General features: G+C 46.4%; 15 protein-coding genes. 5 read left to right on the top strand and 10 right to left on the bottom strand.

The genetic code is table 11. The features are described 5' to 3' along the window. Positions 1–143: 143 nt before the first annotated feature. Entirely contained in the window at positions 144–4,037 is a 3,894-nt protein-coding gene (gene purL, locus J4N39_RS03240; protein ID WP_252021876.1) for a phosphoribosylformylglycinamidine synthase, read from the bottom strand. 331 nt (positions 4,038–4,368) lie between these two features. Between purL and mltF the strand changes: the two genes are divergently transcribed. Then, entirely contained in the window at positions 4,369–5,829 is a 1,461-nt protein-coding gene (gene mltF / locus J4N39_RS03235; RefSeq protein ID WP_503063894.1) for a membrane-bound lytic murein transglycosylase MltF, read from the top strand. Positions 5,830–6,077: 248 nt separating this feature from the next. Continuing rightward, positions 6,078–6,212: a hypothetical protein gene (locus tag J4N39_RS22965; protein WP_286036829.1), complete on the top strand. Its 135-nt coding sequence runs from the start codon at positions 6,078–6,080 to the stop codon at positions 6,210–6,212. Between the two features lie 25 nt (positions 6,213–6,237). Here J4N39_RS22965 and tadA read toward each other — a convergent pair whose 3' ends face one another. The 7 genes from tadA to J4N39_RS03200 all read right to left on the bottom strand — a co-directional run bounded on the left by tadA (position 6,238) and on the right by J4N39_RS03200 (position 13,515). Further along, positions 6,238–6,786, bottom strand: coding sequence for a tRNA adenosine(34) deaminase TadA (gene tadA / locus J4N39_RS03230; RefSeq protein ID WP_252021875.1), 549 nt, complete (start codon positions 6,784–6,786; stop codon positions 6,238–6,240). A 290-nt stretch (positions 6,787–7,076) separates the two neighbouring features. Next, the gene (locus J4N39_RS03225) at positions 7,077–8,633 is read right to left on the bottom strand and encodes an AbgT family transporter (RefSeq protein WP_252021874.1); all 1,557 of its coding nucleotides are present in this window, start codon (positions 8,631–8,633) and stop codon (positions 7,077–7,079) included. Between the two features lie 324 nt (positions 8,634–8,957). Then, a complete protein-coding gene (locus J4N39_RS03220) occupies positions 8,958–10,517 on the bottom strand; it encodes an AbgT family transporter (RefSeq protein ID WP_252021873.1) in 1,560 nt (519 codons plus the stop codon). A gap of 309 nt (positions 10,518–10,826) precedes the next feature. Further along, positions 10,827–11,246, bottom strand: coding sequence for a type IV pilus modification PilV family protein (locus J4N39_RS03215; protein WP_252021872.1), 420 nt, complete (start codon positions 11,244–11,246; stop codon positions 10,827–10,829). Next, positions 11,236–12,468, bottom strand: a complete 1,233-nt coding sequence (locus J4N39_RS03210; RefSeq protein ID WP_252021871.1) for a hypothetical protein — start codon at positions 12,466–12,468, stop codon at positions 11,236–11,238. The genes J4N39_RS03215 and J4N39_RS03210 overlap by 11 nt, the downstream gene beginning before the upstream one ends. Positions 12,469–12,470: 2 nt before the next feature. Then, the gene (locus J4N39_RS03205; protein WP_252021870.1) at positions 12,471–13,040 is read right to left on the bottom strand and encodes a PilW family protein; all 570 of its coding nucleotides are present in this window, start codon (positions 13,038–13,040) and stop codon (positions 12,471–12,473) included. Further along, positions 13,015–13,515 (bottom strand): pilus assembly FimT family protein, encoded by a 501-nt coding sequence (locus tag J4N39_RS03200; RefSeq protein WP_252021868.1) that lies wholly within the window; start codon positions 13,513–13,515, stop codon positions 13,015–13,017. Before J4N39_RS03200 ends, J4N39_RS03205 begins: the two co-directional genes overlap by 26 nt. A gap of 86 nt (positions 13,516–13,601) precedes the next feature. On the opposite strand from J4N39_RS03200, the gene J4N39_RS03195 reads away from it, so the two are divergent. Beyond that, positions 13,602–14,003, top strand: coding sequence for a type IV pilin protein (locus J4N39_RS03195; protein ID WP_252021866.1), 402 nt, complete (start codon positions 13,602–13,604; stop codon positions 14,001–14,003). A gap of 1 nt (position 14,004) precedes the next feature. On the opposite strand, the gene J4N39_RS03190 is transcribed toward J4N39_RS03195, so the two are convergent. Beyond that, entirely contained in the window at positions 14,005–15,987 is a 1,983-nt protein-coding gene (locus tag J4N39_RS03190) for a methyl-accepting chemotaxis protein (RefSeq protein WP_252021864.1), read from the bottom strand. A 358-nt stretch (positions 15,988–16,345) separates the two neighbouring features. On the opposite strand from J4N39_RS03190, the gene J4N39_RS03185 reads away from it, so the two are divergent. Further along, positions 16,346–17,359, top strand: coding sequence for a LacI family DNA-binding transcriptional regulator (locus tag J4N39_RS03185; protein ID WP_252021862.1), 1,014 nt, complete (start codon positions 16,346–16,348; stop codon positions 17,357–17,359). A 56-nt stretch (positions 17,360–17,415) separates the two neighbouring features. Here J4N39_RS03185 and J4N39_RS03180 read toward each other — a convergent pair whose 3' ends face one another. Then, positions 17,416–20,490 carry a GH116 family glycosyl hydrolase gene (locus J4N39_RS03180; RefSeq protein ID WP_252021859.1) on the bottom strand — a complete coding sequence of 1,025 codons (3,075 nt, stop codon included), beginning with the start codon at positions 20,488–20,490 and terminating at the stop codon, positions 17,416–17,418. A 65-nt stretch (positions 20,491–20,555) separates the two neighbouring features. Here J4N39_RS03180 and J4N39_RS03175 point away from each other — a divergent pair, with 65 nt between their 5' ends. Further along, positions 20,556–21,500 carry an aldose 1-epimerase gene (locus tag J4N39_RS03175; protein WP_252021858.1) on the top strand — a complete coding sequence of 315 codons (945 nt, stop codon included), beginning with the start codon at positions 20,556–20,558 and terminating at the stop codon, positions 21,498–21,500. The last annotated feature ends 19 nt before the right edge of the window (positions 21,501–21,519 follow it).

Genomic DNA, 21,519 nt, shown 5'->3' with positions numbered 1-21,519 from the left:
GCAAAAGGGCCATCAACTCAAAATTTTTTCTGGGCGCGCATTAGAGCACACTTTGAACAATTTACCAATTGGTAATGCTACCAATTAGCATAAAAAAACCGCTGGCATTTACCAGCGGTCTTACATTTAACAACTAAGGTTGATTAACCTAGGTTCTTACGTGCGTTTTGGAACATACGCATCCAAGCACCGTTCTCACCCCAGCTATCTGGGTGCCAAGAGTTTGCAACCGTACGGAATACACGCTCTGGGTGAGGCATCATGATAGTTACACGGCCATCAGTCGTCGTTAGACCTGTGATTGCGTTTGGCGAACCATTCGGGTTGTTCGGGTACTGCTGAGTTGGGTTACCGTGGTTGTCTACGTAACGTAGTGCAACTGTACCTGAGTTCTCGATAGCGTTTAGGTGTTCACCGTCACGAACCTCTACGCGGCCTTCACCGTGAGATACAGCGATTGGCATACGTGAACCTTCCATGCCGTTGAAGAATACAGAGTCAGACTTCTGTACTTCCACTAAGCTGAAGCGAGCTTCAAAACGCTCAGATTCGTTACGTACGAAACGTGGCCATAGGTCAGCACCCGGGATAAGGTCACGTAGGTTCGATAGCATCTGACAACCGTTACAAACACCTAGAGAGAAAGTGTCTTCACGCTTGAAGAAGTTTTCGAACTGGTCACGAGCTTGTGCGTTAAATAGCACTGACTTCGCCCAACCTTCACCAGCACCTAGTACGTCACCGTAAGAGAAGCCACCACATGCTACAAGGCCGTTGTACTCTTCTAGTACCGCTTGACCCGTTAGGATGTCGCTCATGTGAACGTCTACTGCATCAAAGCCTGCACGGTCAAATGCTGCTGCCATTTCTACGTGTGAGTTAACACCCTGCTCACGTAGGATAGCCATCTTAGGCTTAGCACCTGTTGCGATGAATGGCGCTGCCACATCTTCGTTTACGTCGAAGCTTAGCTTAACGTTTAGACCTGGGTCTGAGTTATCTTTCTTCGCTTCGTGCTCTTGGTTTGCACACGCTGGGTTGTCACGTAGTGACTGCATCTTGTGCGTCGTTTCAGCCCAGATAGTACGTAGTTCCGTACGGTTACGCTCAACAACAACTGTCTCACCAGAAGTGATCACTAGCTCGTCAGATGCTTCTACAGAGCCGATTACGTGTGAACATGCTTCTAGGCCGTTCGCTGCAAGTACTGCTTTAACTGCTTCTAGGTCTTCGTTCTTAACCTGAACCACTGCACCTAGCTCTTCGTTAAATAGCGCTGCAAGTGCGTCTTCGCCTAGTGCTGCGATATCAGCTTTCACACCACAGTGACCAGCAAATGCCATCTCTGCAAGTGTTACGAATAGACCGCCATCACCCTTATCGTGGTAAGCCACTAGCTTGTCATCACGAACAAGAGTCTGCATTGCATCGAAGAAGCCTTTTAGCTGCTCTGCGTTGTCAACGTCAGCTGGCTTGTCACCAAGTTGCTTGTAAACCTGTGCTAGTGCCGTTGCACCTAGACGGTTCTTACCGTTACCTAGGTCAACAAGAACCAGTGAGCTCTCGCCAAGGTAAGTACGAAGCTGAGGAGTTACCGTCTTACGTACATCTTCAACACGACCAAACGCTGTGATAACAAGAGATAGTGGAGAAGTTACTTCTTTATCTTCGCCGTTCTCGTTCCACTTAGTCTTCATCGACATTGAGTCTTTACCCACTGGGATAGTCAGACCAAGCGCTGGACATAGCTCTTCACCTACCGCTTTAACCGCTTCGTAAAGACCTGCGTCTTCACCTGGGTGGCCAGCTGGTGACATCCAGTTCGCAGAAAGCTTGATGCGCTTAATGTCGCCGATGTCAGAACCTGCGATGTTAGTTAGTGACTCACCAACAGCTAGACGCGCTGAAGCACCGAAGTCTAGAAGAGCAACTGGAGTACGCTCACCCATAGACATTGCTTCACCGTGGTAAGAGTCGTAACTTGCTGCCGTTACTGCACAGTTCGCGACAGGCACCTGCCAAGGACCAACCATCTGGTCACGAGCAACAAGACCTGTTACTGAGCGGTCACCGATAGTGATAAGGAACGTCTTCTCAGCAACGGTTGGCAAGCGAAGAACACGGTCAACCGCTTCGTTCATCTCGATGCCGTCACGGCTTAATGCTGGGCTATCAACTTTCAGTGTTTTCGCATCACGGTGCATCTTCGGCGTTTTACCAAGCAGGATATCCATAGGCATATCGATTGGCGTGTTGTCGAAGTGTGAATCTTCTAGCGTTAGGTGACGCTCTTCAGTAGCAACACCTACTACTGCGTATGGTGCGCGCTCACGCTTACAAATCGCATCGAAGGTGTCCATGTTCTCTGGAGCAACTGCCATTACGTAGCGCTCTTGAGATTCGTTACACCAGATCTCAAGTGGGCTCATGCTGATTTCGTCGTTTGGTACGTCACGTAGTTGGAACAGACCACCACGCTCGCCATCATCACAAAGCTCTGGAAGTGCGTTAGAGATACCGCCTGCGCCCACATCGTGGATGAATGCGATTGGGTTCTCTTCGCCAAGCTGCCAACAACGGTCGATAACTTCCTGACAACGACGCTCCATCTCTGGGTTTTCACGTTGTACAGAAGCAAAATCTAGGTCTTCCGCCGATTGACCAGAAGCCATAGAAGAAGCTGCACCACCGCCAAGGCCGATGTTCATCGCAGGACCACCAAGTACGATAAGCTTCGCACCTACTGGGATCTCTTTCTTCTGAACGTGCTCGTCTCGGATGTTACCCATACCACCAGCAATCATGATTGGCTTGTGGTAACCACGGATCTCTTCACCTGCGTGAGAAGTTACTTTTTCTTCGTAAGTACGGAAGTAACCTAGTAGGTTTGGACGACCAAATTCGTTGTTGAACGCCGCGCCACCTAGAGGACCTTCAGTCATGATGTCTAGTGCGTTTACGATACGACCTGGCTTACCGAAGTCAGTTTCCCAAGGCTGCTCAAAACCAGGAATACGTAGGTTAGAAGTGGTGAAACCAACCAGACCCGCTTTTGGCTTACCACCGATACCGGTTGCGCCTTCATCACGGATTTCGCCGCCTGAACCCGTTGAAGCACCCGGCCATGGTGAGATAGCTGTTGGGTGGTTGTGCGTTTCAACCTTCATTAGGATGTGCGCATCTTCGTGGTTGTAACCGTACTCACGAGTTTCTGGGTTCGGGAAGAAGCGACCTACTTTAGAGCCTTCCATTACCGCTGCGTTATCTTTGTATGCAGATAGCACGTGGTCAGGCGTTTGCTCCATCGTGTTTTTGATCATCTTAAACAGAGACTTCTCTTGGTCTACGCCATCGATAGTCCAGTCTGCGTTGAAGATCTTGTGACGACAGTGCTCAGAGTTCGCCTGTGCAAACATCATAAGCTCGATGTCGTTCGGGTTACGGCCAAGCTTGGTGAAGTTTTCAACTAGGTAGTCGATCTCATCTTCTGCTAACGCAAGACCTAGAGAAACGTTCGCTTCTTCTAGTGCTTTACGGCCGCCCGCTAGGATGTCTACTTGAGCCACTGGTGCAGGCTCAGCAGTAGTAAATAGCGCCTGAGCTGCTTCTAGCTCAGTGAACACTACTTCCATCATGCGGTCGTGGATTAGAGCTTTAACCGCTTCAACTTGATCAGCAGTTAGCTCAGAAGATGTTTCAACGTAGTACGCTGTACCACGCTCAAGACGTTTAACTTTCTCAAGACCACAGTTGTTCGCAATGTCAGTTGACTTAGAAGACCATGGAGAGATTGTACCCGGACGAGGAGTCGTCAGAAGAAGAAGACCTTGAGGCTCATGCTCTTCGATCGTTGGGCCGTACGTTAGCAACTTTTCTAGCTTGTCTAACTCTGGCGCATCTAGATCAGCGCTTAGGTCAGCAAAGTGCATAAACTCAGCGTAAATACCTGTTACAGGCAGGTCTTGCTCACGGCAAAGTTCAAGTAGCTTGTTAACGCGAAACTCAGAAAGAGCTGGGGAACCACGCAAAATTCTCATGTGCTTAGGTCTCTTATGCAGTTGTTTAAGGTGATATTGGTTTAAATTCAATTACTTAACTTGAATTTATCAAACTTAAGCCAATTTCCCCTCCTCAATGCGGGCGTATTATAGAGGAAAACATTTTGTGACGTAACCACCAAAGCAACCGATTGCGTTGTTTTTTTTCGTTTTCGGTTTTTTTGAGCCATTTTCACTGTTTTTTATCAGTTTACTTTGCCGCTCTACTAGGCTTTGGTATAAAGGCTCAAACGTTTTAAGAGAGTGTTGGATTTTGAAATATACCGTTGCGAGAAGCACTTGGGGTAAAGCCTTAGTGATCGTTGCCAGTATGATCGGGATGGCAGGCTGCCAGATTGAATCAGACCCTAAAAATGAGCTGGATAAAGTAATAGAGCGAGGCACTCTACGCGTCGGTACACTCAACAACCAACTTTCCTACTATATTGGTCCTGATGGTCCCACTGGCCTTGATTTCGAACTCGCCAAAAAATTTGCCAATGAGTTAGACGTTAAACTCGAAATGAAACCAGCCTATCGTATTGCCGAGCTATTCCCCGCCCTTGAGCGAGGAGAAATCGACATGATCGCCGCAGGTTTGAGCCAGACGCCTGATCGCTTAAAAAGCTTCCGTGCAGGGCCGAGTTATTACTATGTCAGCCAACAGGTGGTGTACAAGAAAGGCAGCTGGCGACCGCGTAATATCGAGCAGCTAATCGAAAAGCAGATGCCAATTGAAGTGGTAGACGGTTCGCATTTCGAGCGCACCATGAACCTGATGGCAAAGCAACACCCGGAGCTTCTGTTTACCGTCGATGACAACGCTGACGTCAATGAACTGCTTCAGCAAGTAAACCAAGGACAAATCCCATTCACTTTGGCCGATTCGGTTGAGCTCTCCCTTGCCCAACGGATTTATCCATCACTTGCAGTGGCATTTGAAGTGACGGAAGACCAGCCAACCTCTTGGTTCATGCGTCGCTCAGACGATGAAAGCCTCTATGCCTTGCTGATTGAGTATTTTGGCGGGCTAAAGCAATCTGGTGAACTGGCCAAATTGGAAGAAAAGTACTTTGGCCACATCGAGAGTTTTGACTTTGTCGATACCCGTGCCTTTATCCGCGCTCTTGAGTCGAAGCTGCCGAAGTGGGAAGCACTATTCAAGCAACATGCTGAAGAGTTTGACTGGCGCTTGATCGCTGCACTCGCTTACCAAGAGTCGCACTGGAATCCAGTAGCAAAATCTCCCACTGGGGTGCGTGGCATGATGATGCTAACCTTGCCGACTGCCAAGAGCGTTGGAGTGACCGACCGACTCAACCCAGAGCAATCAGTGCGTGGTGGCGTTGAATACTTGCGTCGCATCGTAAAGCGTATTCCTGACTCAATCGCTGATCACGAAAAAATCTGGTTTGCCCTAGCCTCTTACAACGTTGGTTATGGTCACATGATGGATGCAAGGCGCTTAACCAAACGCCAAGGTGGTGACCCTGATTCTTGGGCCGATGTAAAAGATCGCTTACCACTGTTGAAAAAGAAAAAGTACTACAGCACCACTCGCTACGGCTATGCTCGTGGCGATGAAGCAAGAAACTACGTGGAAAACATTCGTCGTTATTATCAATCCATCATCGGTCATATCGATAAGAAACGTATTATCGATCAACAGCTTGATACTGATGACCTATTGGTGATTGATGTGCCAATTTCAAGCGCAGTTTCAAACGCCGAATCAACCATTAGTGCCGCTGAAAACACCACTATTTCAAGCGCCAAAGCGGTATCTGAGTAACAGTTTTACGTCGTGCCACCAAGATTTTGGTGGCGCATCTCACATTCCTCCTTGAGTGCGCCAGCTCACCCCTTGAAAAGCAAGCCTACTGCCCATACATTTAGTTTTGTGATCAGGCGAAACAAACTCTCCTTTGTAGTCATATAATCGTCATGAACACTCGATATAAAGATCTTACTCAAAGTGAGAAAAATAGGTCAGGGAAAACACCTGACATTTGTAGTTAGATTGGTAATAAGGGGAATACAATGTTCTCTAAGAATAAAAGCTTAAAACGACTAGTGAAAAAGTCAGTATCAGCGAACCGTCGTAAGCGCATGCTATCCAATAACAAAAAGAAAGTTATCTGGCGTAGTCGTGGCTTTATGGCGTGTTTAGACTGATAAACACCCTCGAAGGCAAACATCATCACTCATGGTGTTTGCCATTAGAATCCTTCTCTTGCTCTAACCTTTCCTGCTCCAACTTCTCTTGTTTACGCTTCTCTTTGATCTCTTTACGACGACGTTTAAAGAACGCCTGTAATTGCTCACGACATTCATCTTCAAGTAAACCTGACTCAATATCTGCATAGTGATATGACGCTTGAGATTCAAACAGGTTAAGCACGGTTCCAGCTGCGCCCGCTTTTAGGTCTGGTGCGCCAAAAACGATCCGCTTTACTCGGCTATGTAGCAGTGCTCCTGCACACATAGGGCAAGGCTCAAGGGTCACATAAAGCGTAGTATCCAGCAGTCGGTAGTTATCCAATACTTCTCCCGCTTTACGGATGGTCTGAATCTCAGCGTGGGCGGTAGGGTCATTGGTACAGATTGAACGGTTCCACCCTTCAGAGATGATCTCACCATCTTTGACCAGTACAGCACCAACTGGGACTTCGCCCTCGCCTTCAGCGATAGCAGCCAGCTCCATCGCTCTGCGCATAAAGAATTCGTCTTGTGGGGTAAATTGGGTCATGGGGTGGCCTGTTGATCTGAGTGATGCCTTGCCAAGTGCGCTAATCAAGTCCTCCCCCTTTTCAAGGGGGAGTTAGAGGGGGTTAAAAGTTCTTCACGCTCTTACAAGCTATGTCTGAGTTAGAAACTACGCATTTTAACCCCTCCTAGCCTCCCCTTGAAAAGGGGAGGGACTTGTTCAGCGTACGCTTAATGGAAGGCAATATAAACCGCTGCATTATATGTGAATAGACAAAAAAAATCCCCAGCCATTCGGCTAGGGATCTTCAACTCTTTTACTTAACCTAGAACTTAGAAACCAAGCGGTAGGTTAAAGGTAAAGAAGGCAACCAATACCGCACTCCATAGCGTTAGGAAGGCTACTGAGTATGGAACCATCATTGCGATTACGTCACCGAAGGTTAGCTCTGGCTTGTACTTACGCATGAACGCTAGGATAACGCCCGCATAGCTCATCATTGGAGTAATGATGTTGGTAGATGAGTCAGCAACACGGTACGCCGCAGAAACGAGATCTGGCGTCATGTTCGGGTTTACTTGGTACAGCATTGGTACAAAGATTGGACCAAGCAGCATCCACTTAGAGGTTAGGCCGCCTACGAATAGGTTAATCACCGCTACCGTGATGATGAAACCGATCAGCATTAGCGCTGGGTACTGCTGTAGACCTAAAGACTGTAGGAAAGTCGCACCTAGGTAAGTTACGTAAGTACCCAGACCTGAGTAACTCAAAAGCGCTAGGAAATTGTAACAGAAAAACGTCAGTACCAGAATGTAGCCCATGGTGTTCATCTGCTTAACCATTGCAGAAACGACGTCTTGTAGGTTCTTAAATTTGCCCGTTGCAACACCATACGCTAGACCTGTGATAGCAAACACCATAGAGATCAATAGGATGATGTTGTTTAGGTAAGGCGTTACTTCTTTACCCGCTTCGTTAGTGTATGGCGCTAGAGGACCAACCGCTAGACCATAGATAATCGCAAGAGAGACCACCAGACCAACACCTGCCCATACAAGGCCACGGTTTTCTTCTGGCTTAAGCTCAAACTCATCGAAGTTGATATCTTCTGGAAGTTGGTAAGACATCTTCTCAAGACGAGGCGATACAAAACGTACTGTCACCCAAGCACCTACGATGGCTAACATAAAGGTTGATACTAGAACGAAGTAGTAGTGCATAGTCGCTGGGTTAAGCGCTTCACCCATACGGTTTGCAAAAGGAACGTTTTGAGTTTCAGCAAAGATCTTTGCGTTTACACCTAGTACAACATCAACAGGCGTTGCAGGGATAAGGTTGGCACTAAAGCCTGCGGATACACCAGCAAACGCCGCTGCCATACCAATTAACGGGTTCTTACCAAGACCTGCATATAGAAGGCCTGCCAGTGGAATCAGCACTAGGTAGCCTGCATCTGCAGCTAGAGAACTCATGATGCCTAGAAAAACGATAACGAGAGGAAGTAGGCGATCACTGATTTTTAGGCCGACCTTTTTGATAACGGCAGTCAAAAGGCCAGAGTTTTCTGCAATGCCAACACCTAGCATTACGATCAAAATAACACCAAGTACACCGTGGCCGAACGCAAGCCAGTTTTGTAGCAGGGCATTATCAAACATCCAACGGAAGTTCTCAGTCGCCAGCATGTTATTGATTGAGTGGGTAACCATTTCTCCGCCCTTACCAAGGACTTCAAACGTCACACCATCCATCGCTGCTGTTAGTGCCAAGCAAAAGGCAAACAGGAACATGAAAATGATTACAGGGTCGGGGATTTTCTTACCAGCTTTTTCAATGAAACCGATAACTCCAGAAGGCTTAGCTTCCTGAGCTACTACATCAGTCATAGTCTACATCCTATATGTTGTGTCACATCTTGTAATAAGTTGATATTGAACTTATCAAACGGCGCTATCTATGTAAATCCCAAAACCGTCAATAGCAACAACATAAGATTTCAACAAACCAAAAAATAGAAGTAATTACATCCAATATAGAATCACAATAAAAAACTAAACCACAAAAAAACTCAAAAACATGAAGCATTAAAGTTTTATATGATAATTTTAATCCATCAATTATTTATATAACAACGACCAAACCATAGATATTGATTTGACAAAAAACAAAACCCCGCACGAGGCGGGGTTTGGAAATTGAATTGACTAAGATTACATGCTGTATGTGTAAGGAGCAGCAATACCTAGTGGGATGCCAACCGCCCAGTAAGCCAGTAGGAAAATAGTCCAACCAACCAACATCGCTAGCGAGAATGGCATCATTAGAGATGCAAGCGTACCGATACCTGTCGATTTCACGTAACGCTGACAGTAAACAACCACTAGAGGGAAGAACACCATCAATGGAGAAATGATGTTAGATACTGAGTCACCTACGCGGTAAGCCGCCTGAGAAAGCTCTGGAGAGATACCAACCGCCATTAGCATTGGTACTAGGATTGGACCAATCAGAGCCCATTTCGCCGATGCAGAGCCAACCAGCAGGTTAACGAATGCGGTTAGTAAGATCATACCAACAATCGTTGCTTGACCCGGTAGGTCCATCGCTTTCAGACCTTCAGCACCGTATAGCGCCAGCATAGTACCGATGTTTGATTGACCAAACGCAGATAGGAACTGAGCACAGAAGAATGACATCACAATGTATGCCCCCATGGTCGCCATGGTGTCAGACATTGCTTTAATAACGTCATTGCTTGATTTGAATGTACCTGCAACACGGCCGTAAACGATACCTGGAATGATAAACAGGATAAAGATCAGCGGTACGATAGACTTCATCAGAGGTGCAGAGAACGCAGTGATTTCACCTTCAGGAGAACGAAGCGCTGAGTTTTCAGGCATGATTGCTGCGATAAGTAGCGCAATACCCGCCAGCATTGCAAAACCCGCGTAACGGAACGCTTTAGATTCAGTTGCAGTGAAAGAGCCTAGGTCCGGTGCTTCTTCAGCATCTTCATCGACTGGCATTTTCGCAAGACGTGGTTCGATAACTTTCTCTGTTACCCACCAACCGATAGCAACAATGATCACTGAAGAAAGACCAGTGAAGAAGATGTTTGCTAGTGGGTTGATCACGTACTCAGGGTCAAGAACTTGCGCAGCAGTCTGGGTGAAGCCTGCTAGTAGCGGGTCGATACCTGATGGGATGAAGTTTGCAGAGAAACCACCTGATACACCAGCAAATGCCGCAGCAATACCCGCAAGAGGGTGACGACCAGCCGCATGGAAGATGATACCACCCAGTGGAATAACCAGAACGTAACCTGCGTCAGCTGCGGTGTGAGACACGATAGCAACAAGGATAAGCATCGGGGTAAGAAGACGTGCTGGAGTAAAGTTAAGCATCTTCTTAAGGCCAGTGGTGATAAAGCCTGATGAATCAGCCACACCAACACCTAGCATTGCAACAAGAACGATACCTAGTGGCGCAAAACCTGTGAACGTAGTCACCATGTTTGCCAAGAAGCTTGCTAGCGCTTCGCCTGTCAGTAGGTTTTGAACAACCAGAGCTTCGCCAGTACGTGGGTTAATCAGATCAAAAGAAACGTTAGAAAGTAGCGCTGATGATACCCATACGATAACTAGTGCCCAAAAGAACAAAATTGCAGGATCTGGGATCTTGTTACCCGCACGTTCGATAAAGTTTAGAAATCGGTCCATTCCTGAAGGTTTTTCAGTCGGAGCCTGCCTCACAGCTTGGTTACTCATAGTAACTCCATTGGTTGTAATGTTGGTTTGCAGAGCAGTCTGTATTCTTGTTATTGCTCTTTATCTCAATAGCATCACCTAATTTACCAACTATCTATAAGCATAATCAACCATTGATTTATATTATTAAAGTTATAAATACCAAGAACAGACACAACCGAACAACGCGCGCATTACAAGTTTTTAACTAACACAGAAAAATTACGCTACTAACCAAACGATAAGTTATTGAAATGACTATTTTGCAAGCTAAGGTTGTAGTAATGGGTTGCTGGAAGTTTAGACCAAATAAGCGGCGAATTTTTACAATTATTCAAACTCACTGTATTTGGAAAGCATGGTATTGAGGGTGACCGCTTGGGATTTCTGATATCCATCGGTCCAACTGCATGATATTTCGATATGTTTGAGGCTAGTTGCAACACTTCCACTTCCATTACTAACCAGCCAAGTCAGGCTATAACCACCAGAGACATTTTCACTGCCTGAGGTGAGTGTGGAAAAGTCATACCCGCCGATAAATGAAGCACTGCCAGAATGACGTAAACGAAAGCTTTCCAGTTTAGCTTCGGCGAGAAAAAGTGCCTTTTGACTGCGCTCGACATAATCAATTTGATGCACTAGATAGGCTTGAAAACTCACCAATGAAAGTGCTGCGATACTGATCAACGCTACCGAGATCAACACCTCAAGCACACCAACGCCATACTGCTTAGTTTTAGAAATCACGCCACGACCCCGCTTTCCATACAGGTTTACTGAAGGGGTTAAACACCGAGTTAATCACGTCTTGGTTGTAGCTAAGATTCAAAGAGGTATAGAACAGCGCCTGAAGTGACGCCATGTCGATAAACATGCCGCCAGTAAAAAAGAAGCTGCCGTGTTGATAAAAGCCTGCCTGTTGACGTACGGCAATAGGGAAATCACTGGTGGCATGCGAGAGGAAATGGCCAGCCTTCATGTTTTCCCAATCACTCAACTTAGGCTCATAATTATGATGAAAGACCATCAAAGCCCCTTTAAATTTATTCGAGCTAGCATTTTCGGCAGGAGCCCCCATGAGTGAGACAGGCCCATCATGGAGAAGCAATAACACCCCATTTGTCGTGTCGTGGCTCGCATCAACCAATGCGTTGTATTGCTCTGACGTGATTTCGCAGCCACCTTCAACCCAAATACGCGTACTTCCTGCTTTGATGCTATCTGCAATTGTGCTGCCACAGTCCGCTAAAATTTTAGGGGTTCCCGACCCTGTCAAAACGGTAAATTCACCGCCATCTCTGATTGAGTTATGTTGGCTCGCCTTAACCCCAAAAAAGGACTCAAATGGCTCCATGTTTTTCGCCTGACGAATGTCTTTTTGATAATTGCTCGAATTGATTGTTCGATGATCGGAGGCGCAATCTTTACCTTGGCTGTTAAATTGGCTGGAGGGTGCCAACCCATGGATAACCCCCTGATTATTAAAGGTGGAGTTGAGCACCAAATCACCACTGTAAGTAATAGAGGTACATTGCCAACCATCACTGGCAAGGTTTCCTGGGTCAGGGGTTGAGACAGTAAACGCCGAATGAAAATACAAACTCGAATTGGCTTGCAGTACCCCACTACCCGACCCACCTATCACTAAGTTTCTAGAAACGTGTTGGTAACCTGAACTTGCGGTAACTTGGTACTCATTGCCTCCAACCGAACTCACTACAATACTCGGTGATTGCTGTGCGCCGCAGTCATGAATAGAAGCAGGCATGGCCTCTAGGTCTCGTGCTTGCGCATAAAAGCATTCCAGCCCTCCTTCAGCAAGCCAAGCTTGCTGCCGTGCGACTTCTTGGTTTTTATAGCGCTTGAGCTGAAACAATGTGTGCTGGTGACTGGCAATGGTGATGAGCAACATGCAGCCCAGTAAGAGCACTGTCACGGTTAAGGTTGCGTAGCCTGAGAACTTCTTCATGCTTAATTCCTTTGAACCAGCTCAAAGGCTTGCTCAACACCGTACTCTCCCTGAGGATTGGCAGCAGACATTGTTATGGAGAGTTTTTTATGGGAGGCATCAAAGCCAAAAATATGGCTTGTGACACTGAACTGACTGAGTAGTAATACATTGGGGTCGGTCATCGAAAAATAGTGTGTGCAGTCACTAAGAAACACTTCACTACTGCTTTTCTTGCGGCATAACTTAAACACCCCGTCCACAAGCTTAAACTTCGTGGCTATGTACTCACCATCAAAATAATAGCGATACCCCATCTCACTAGCCGTGCTCCATATCGTCTTATTTGAGCCCGATAGAGTTAACAAGCCAGAGTCGCTATAGCCCGCTCGCAATAGATCATTTTTCAAGTAACCGCTGACTTCGTTAAGCCCCTGCATCACGGCAAGCTTTTCGGTGCGTTTGACCTGTTCCTTAAGCACTGAAATATACAAACTCCCCACCGCTAAGATCACTAAACTGGTGAGAAACAGCGCCACCATAAGCTCGACCAAACTATACCCGCGATTAAGAGCTGCACTTCGGATAACCATACTTTGCTGCTCCTATCGCACAAATGGTGTTACGGCCCGTGAGATAGTAAGTGCCCACTTTAAGCTCTTGAGCACTTTCTACACCGAGTGAAAACGAACCACTGGTTATTCGACCATTAAGCCGCTCGACAACAAACTTGTCGTTGGTGAAATTGCTGGCAACATCCAACTGGCCATAATTGCTGCTATCGAGCACCAATAACACTTCGCTACTTGGGTCATCATTGACGTGGAGATTGATTTCCCAATGCGCTCCACCATCAAGCAAACGCCAGCGACCAGTGAGATCCTGATTGCGCATGATGGCTTGGTATTTGGCTACTGAGAAAAACTGAAGGATGGCTTTAGCTAAGTCTTCTCGCTGCTGCTCCTGACGATGTGCGTCGAAACTTGGAATCGCAATCAGTGCGACGCTGGTTAAAATCGCCATCGTAATCGTGGTTTCTAACAAACTAAATCCGCGAACCGCTTCCAAGAATCCCTCTATTCAATCAGTAGCATTTGTCAGCGATGCTAGCATGACAGCACTTTTCTGCACGATGCAGACCGAGGGAAAGGGAAATGAATCGAATAAATGGTTGCAAATTTAGTCGCTTACAACAGTCAGGAATGACATTGCTCGAATTAATGGTACTAGTGGCGATTGCTGCTAGCCTCACTTGGGTAGGTGTATCTAGCTACCAAAGTTGGGTGCAAAGCCAACACCGCCAGCAAGCGGTATCTGACCTCAATACCATGCAGATCCAGATCAGCAAACAGTTCAATGGCTCACACCAATGGCAAAATATTGTCTCCAATGGAAAGTGCCTAGTCTGCTTTACATCCGAATCAGCCTATCATTATTCGATTACATCAGCTGCTGGCTTTACCATTACCGCAAAACCACAAGGCACACAGAGCCAAGACAGTTGCGGTAATATTCATCTCAAAGCCAACGGCAAGATGCACTATTCAGGCTGTTAGATCACAACCTAAACTCCGCCGAAAGGGCCGTCTGATGCTGCGCAAGTTGCGCAAGACCGCTACCTTTCTTTTCAACCTGCTGGGCAATATCAGCGACCGACTGGGACAGTTGATGGATGGTTCCTATATTGGTGGTAATTTCTCTCGCCGCTAACTGGTGTTGGCTAGTGGCATGACTGACTTGATGGCTTTGCAAGTCGAGTTGGTTTAGGTGCTCGGCAATAACACTCAGCTCTTGATTGATCTGGTTAGTATAGCTAACACACTCCCCCATATAATGAGTACAGCTGCTGACCTTTTCTGAGGCAGCAGTGGTACTGCTTTGCAGTTGAGCAATTTTCGTATGGATCTCTTGAGTCGATTGGGTCGTTTGCGCTGCGAGCAATCTCACTTCATCCGCTACCACGGCAAAGCCACGCCCTTGCTCACCAGCCCTCGCCGCCTCGATGGCTGCATTTAATGCCAACAAATTCGTTTGCTCGGAAATCCCTGATATCACATCCAAAATAGACCCGATGTTACTGCTTTCAGACTTCACCGCTTCCATCTGATGTGTGGCTTCGGCCAGACGCTGGGAAAGCTGTTCGATAAGCTCAACATTTTCGGTCATTTTTCCCTGACCTGCTTGAGCCACACCTACCGCCTGATTCACCAACTGAGTCGAAGACTCAGTTGCACCTGCAATTTCATTGACCGACATTTCTATCTCTTCCATTGCCGCTGAAACCTGAACTGTTTGCTCGGTTAAGCTATCGACCGTGGCATTGAGCTCGTGGCTAACTTGCTTATTCTCAACCGAAGCCTGATTCAAGTTGTCGGCAGAACCACTGATCTTAGTCAGCATCTCTGACAGATGAGCAATCACAATATTGACGCTGTCTGCCAACTTGCCAAACTCGTTTCGGGCTTGGTAGCTGACACTTTGTGAAAGATCTTTTTGCGCTAAGCTCTGTAAGGTTTGATTCATCAAACGGCTCGGATTACGAATCGCCCTAGCAAGCCCAAAGCAAATAAGCACAAAGCTGATCACAGCTACCGCCAACACAGCAAACAGGAGCGATTGTGACTGCTTAGCCACATCTTCAGAATCAGCCACCAACTGCTTAGCATCTTGATTCGCCAGCTGAGACAGTTCCGATATTGATTCTAAAGCGGTGTCAAAATATTGGTTAAGCGAGTGACGTTGCTGGTCTAGGGCTGCATCCATCTTGGCCAACACTAGGTAGTTTTGAAACGCCGATTGACCAGACCATCCATACTGCTCAAGTCGTGACAAACTCGCCTCAATTGACTCAAATGCATCTGGGGCTTGTTGTTCAACGCTGCGCAATGCCGATTCTAAACGCTTAACTCGAAGAGCAATCCGGCGCTCAGCACTATTAAGCTCAGAGGTTTCTACCAATTCAAAGGCTTCATTGAGCTCTTGTTTAAGCATGGTCACTTCATTGACCAAGGTGCTTACACTGCCCGATGAGTCTTGCAATGCTATGGTTGAAAGCTGACTCACGACTTGATCAACCGTCATACGCAGCCGCGAACTTTGGCTAAGATACGCATCGTATTGATCCAGTCTTGAGACATAGGCCTGCTCCATGGTTTTCATGACTTTCAGCAACTTACTTGTCATGTCATCAATAGCGCCTAAGCGCTGCAACTTCGCCGGGTCTTGGGCAGTAAGCGTTTTTAATTCTGCTAATGTCGCTTGATACATCGCACTGCTGCTCTCGAGCCCCTGGGCTAGCGGCTCTATCTCATCGACAAACTCAACATTCAAAATCGGATCAAACGCTCGGTCCAAATTAAGTAATTGAATCGCAAGCGTAGACGAGTGAATAATCACTGGTGTTGAATCGGCTTGAACCTTAGATAAGCTGTTCATTAATGAATTATTGGTATTTAAACTCACAAGAGCTGACAAGCACAAAATCAATAAGGAAACAAAGAAGGATAAGTAGATCCTAGTAACGATTGATATATTTTTCATTATTCCCTCCAATATATTTTCGGCCTATTAACGCACAGCAGAAAATTTAAAAAAGAGACCTTATCGTCATATATATAGCGCTAAAAATATCATGAAACTACTCAAGAAAAACTTTCGCATAGGAATTAGTTAAATAGCCTATTTTTCAAGGCATTTATAAAGATTGAAAAATCCATTTACCTTTTGTTTCATACTCAGATGCCAATACCTTGAACAAGATCACAACCGTAGCCAAGTTGACATAACACGCTCATTTTATCGACAGGTTTTATGGCAAAATAGTGACTTGACTGTCTTCTCACCTTTTTTGATTTCTCGCTGCAAAAACAAAAAAGGTACGATATGGAAATTAATAATAATGAGTAAAAAAAGAGGGGCGCCTACGGTTTATGACGTTGCAAAGATAGCTGGGGTTTCACCAGCCACGGTTTCACGTTATTTAAACCGCACCACCTTTGTCTCCGATGAGAAAAGCCAGAACATAGAAGCTGCCATTCGAGAGGTGGGGTACAAACCTAATTTTGCCCCCCAAACCACCAGCGATCGCCGAACCATGTCGATCGGTGTGTTGGTACAACATCCAGATAGCCCATACACCAGTGAAATCCTAAACGACATGGAAAAACTGCTGACATCTAAAGGCTACTCGCTGGTTATCTCTACCGGGCAATGGGACAAACGCTTGGAAACCTACGCACTGGAGTATCTCGCCAACAGTAAGGTGGATGGCGTGATTGTAGTGACCGGCAACCTCACCGATCAGCAGTTGCTGGACTTCTCAGAGAAGATCCCCGTGATCGCCGTAGGCTATAACGTCAATGGGCCGAAAATCCGCTCAATGGCGGTAGATAATGAACTTGCAGGCTACATGGCCACATTGCACTTGATGCAGCAAGGCCACGTATCTATTGCACATATCAAAGGCTTGGCTAGCCAACCTGACTCACATGCTCGCCACAAAGGTTATTTAAAAGCACTAAGAGAAGCAGGGATCCGACCAAGCACTAAGCTCGTTCTAAATGGTGATTTCAGCTCAAAAGTGGGCTACGAGAAAACCATTGAGCTACTGGATTCTAAAACCTACTTCACCGCCATTTTTGCAGCCAATGACTTAACGGCCTATGGGGCAATCAAAGCGCTGCACGACCGCGGTCTTCGCGTACCAGAAGATGTCTCAGTGATCGGTTTTGATGATCTACCTACTTCAGAATACTTTACCCCAGCACTCACAACATTAAGGCAGCCGATTGAAGAAATTGGCACCTCCGCTGCGCAATCAATCCTAGGGCTTCTCAACGGAGAAAATGTCGACAAGCGTTTACCGCCAACCGACCTGATTGTTCGCCAATCGACTAAATCGATTTATCGATAACACAAAAAATGGCGACTCAATGAGTCGCCATTTTTAATCATGCCTTCTTACCCCAACTAAGCCAGCGCTTGAGGCAGATAAGCAAAGATCATCCCCGGACGGAAGTAACGCCCTGCGGTGTATTTAAGCCCAGTATTTTGCAAATATTGGTGTAACTCACCATGCTTGTGTTCTGAAATATCGGCAGGCAGCAGAGCGCTAAACTGACTTAACTCGCTGGTCAATCTAGGGTTTACCCGGCCGTCTGCAAGCAAGACATTTGCCTGCATCAAGGCTTCAACCACTTGCTCACCATCGCACTCACACAGTTCACCGATAGCTTTAGCATCAACAGATACCGAACAGTTAAAGCCTTCTGGCGCTGCGAATGGGATCTTGGCAAGCTGATACAAGGCATGGTAAACCGTCGCCAATAAATGACTGGCCTGCTCTTGCTTACCCGCTAAACGAAGTGCGGTTGCAACACTAAACTGAACCCCAATCCAAACATCTTGTGCTTGAAATGCTTCATGTGGTGCACCATCTGCCAAGGTCATGTTAGCCACCCCAAGTAACGGGCTGTTGACGGCAAAATTTTGCTCACACACATAATCCAAACTGCGCTGGATTTTATCGTCGCTAAACAGTCCCTCTTGCCCAATTAACTTAAGGTAAGTATCGGCCAACAAAGCATCACCGAAGCTGTTATCTGAATCCAGCGTGAGTATATGCTGGTACTGGTCATTAAACGCCTCTGGTGCCATCGATAGCAGTTGCTGTTTCTTAGCTTGACGCTGAGCTAGACGGCCAGTTTGAGCATTTGGATCATAGGTGTCCAAATAGTGATTGAGCTGTTTTAATACTTCGAGCAGCTCTTGCTCAACATCGATATCCAGAGCCGCTAGCGGCGCTAATCCCTCACCGGTTAAGTGTTTTAACTGAATAGGTGTCGCAAAGAAATGGAAATACCCCTGCTCTTCATCCCACAAGCTGGCTTCAATTTGCGCCACCACGTTGGCAGATTGCTGCGCATAAGGGGTGACCAATTCCGATTTTCCGAGTAGCTCCGCAAGCAAAGATGCCGTACGCAGACCAGCAGCCCACAAACTCGCACAGTAAATGGAAATACCATGTGACGACAAATTATCAAAGGTGTCGTCTGTGCCTCTTGTCAGTGGCAGCGGATCTCCAGGAGCAATCAAATCAAACAGGTAATTAAGGCTGTGCTCAACCGCCGTCCAGCACTGTTCAACGACTGACTTATCCCCAGTCAATTGATAGTGGCGATAAACCATCAAGATGTACTTAGGCGCAAGATCCTTCCACTCTTTAACATTATGCCAACTGTAAGCGTCGGGCTGAATATCAAACGGGCTACCCAAATCGTGGATCACTGCCCCTTTAATCGCCCTAATGCCTTGATATTTAGCATCTTCAAGCTCGGCATAAGGCTTATCTTCGTATTCCCAGAAACGGCGCTGGGTAGCATCTTCCGCCAATATTGCTTGGGCGAAGTGCTGCATCACTTTGCCATCAAGTTCAGGCAACAAGTAAAGTAATGCGTATGAACCGTAGAAGTAGACATCGAGCGAGTTAAAAAATGGGTAATCCACACACTCTTTGACCAAGAATTTGTCTTCCACATCCCACACGGTCGCTTCCGCTAAGAAAGACAAAGTATTCATCGCCATGGTGGCAAATTCAGTCGCACCTTTATCATCCTTCATGTCAGATTTCGCCTGTTCTAAAAAGCTCTGCTGCTGGGCGGTAATGGCGGTTTCTATCTGAGTCAGATTCGGCAAAACATCACGTAAAATGGCTGCCGCCGGTTGCGCTTGAGGATAAAACTGAGTGTAGGCCTTTGATGATTGCCACTCTTTCAGTGCAATCTTGCTATGGTCCATAATCTGAATAAATCGCACCGATTTGCTCTCACCCGCCGCTAACTCAATTTGCACCGCAACCATCGAAGACAGCGCTTCCCTTTGGGTGTAAATGCCATGGTCAAACTCAGCGTTGATGCGGCCAGTGGCCAGCGCAGCTTCTATCGCTGGTGCTTCAAAGCAACTATAGAGTGTGGGCTTAACGCTGGCATAGATACCTTGGCTGTCCGAGTCAAAACTCACCCCATAAAGTACCTCACCCTCGATATCGGATGCGTAAGGCGAGTCGGATGTTTGTGATACCCCAACAAACGACGCTTCACCACCAAGTTCAAACAGTGAATGCTGTTGAGCGATAGGGTTTTGAGTCAAGTAACAGGCAGAGTCCTGCACACTTGGGCGCATTTTAGTATAAGTCGCACCAATTAAGTTTTTCAGCGGCTGAACTAAAGTCACGACCTTAGCTGTATCACTGGTATTGGTTAGCTCGAAGTTATTCCAATGCAGAGGCAGTGAACAGAGCGCTTTGTCCCCCTTAACAATCGGCGACACCACTTTACGTTCAAGACGAACACCTTGTTGGTTGCCATACTGATAACTCGCCGTTGGATAGAGGGCTTGATAGGTCACAGCACTCGGATCAACGTGGTCAAATCCATTCGCCATAGGTTTTGCCGTTAAAGATTGGCTGACCGCAGTAGCGTTACGCACATGACCATTGAAAAAATCGACAACAACGTGTAATTGGGTGTCGACACTGTTAGGTGCATTACGCAGTAATTGCTGCGTTTTTTGTGACAGCTCGATGCGCCAACGATCAAAGTTTTCAAGGTTTTGTTGGTAGAAATCACCTTGTTCTACAGCCTGTTTAATTTGACTTAAAACATTAGTTTCATCGCTATCAGAAAAGTCGAGTAACTTGCCAGAAAACAGGGCTGGATAGAATCGATAAAACGCTTGTAGCTTAGTCAGATCATCAATCACTAGGTTGTCTAATGAAAGCGAGCTTGCTACGGAGCAATAGAAATCGTTTAAGTGAAACTCATCGTGATTATTATCGATATAAATACCCGGTATGTAATTAATACTCGGGGTATTTCCCATTGGGGTCAAAGTAAAGGAGTTACCAATACCTCCAACGGCCATACCTGTATTATCAGGTGTGGTTGAAATTGGCGTGTACCAAGGCTGAATAAATTCAACGGCATTGCCTTTTTGGCAAATCGTTTTCACATCACCTTTAAAACTTGAATAAGGAACACTGCTCATAATATAGATCCATATTGATTTATATCCTCGCTAAATTGATAATGACAAAAAATGGAGGAATATAAATGTTTAAAATCATCCAAGATAAATTTGGAGAACTTAATAGCATTTCAATTATAGAAGAAACGAAAGGAATGCAGTTACAAGTCATCGCCGACTTTGGTGCGGTGATCAACCAATTTATCGTTAACCACAGCCCGTTTTCCTTTATCGCTGGCTACTGCGACGAAAAAGCACTCGCAACTAAGTATCCGTTCTTCTCTCGTTCTGCAAAGTTGTTTCCTTTTCCTAACCGCTTAAATCTTGGCCAATATCAATTTGAAGGTCAGCAATATTCACTGCCTGCTAATTTTCCTTGGTCCGATCATGCGGTGCACGGTCTAGTTTACAACCAAGCGTTCACTCTGATCGATCAGGCCATTACTGAGGATTTCGCCTCAATCACCCTTGCCTTTGAAAGCGATAAACTCGCTCAAGGCTACCCGTTTGGTGTTTCGCTGCGTATCCGCTATCAACTATTTAGTGATGGGCGGCTTCAATGCGATACCGAAATTACTAATATCGGTAATGAGCGATTTCCTTTTGGTGATGCATGGCATCCCTACTTCCAACTCGGTCAACCGCGTCAGCAGTGTCAACTGAGCATGCCTGCTTGTCAGCAACTTATCGATGACGACGGATTGCCAACTGGTGATTACCAACCGTTTGATCGCTACCAAACGTTGACACAATTAAGCGATACTACGCTAAATCATGCGTTTAGATTTGCTCCTGACCAGGAGGTCACACTAGAGTTCTCCACTTTAGATGGCACCAGCCACCTAAGCTATCAACAAGGAAGTTGCTATCGATTCTTGCAGCTTTACACACCAGATTCTGAAGAGAGTCTTGCCATCGAACCGATGACTTGCCCGGCTGATGCCTTCAATAACGGCATCGGGTTGCTCACCTTAGCACCCAGGGAGACATTCTCAGCAACGTGGCAGTGCCAAGCCCAATATCGAGGCTAAAACATTGGGCGCTTAGTCA

Origin of the sequence: Vibrio sp. SCSIO 43136 (assembly GCF_023716565.1) — a bacterium.
Taxonomy (GTDB): Bacteria; Pseudomonadota; Gammaproteobacteria; order Enterobacterales; family Vibrionaceae; genus Vibrio.
The sequence above is the reverse complement of the archived record's forward strand: the minus strand, read 5'-3'. Positions and strand labels throughout refer to the sequence as shown.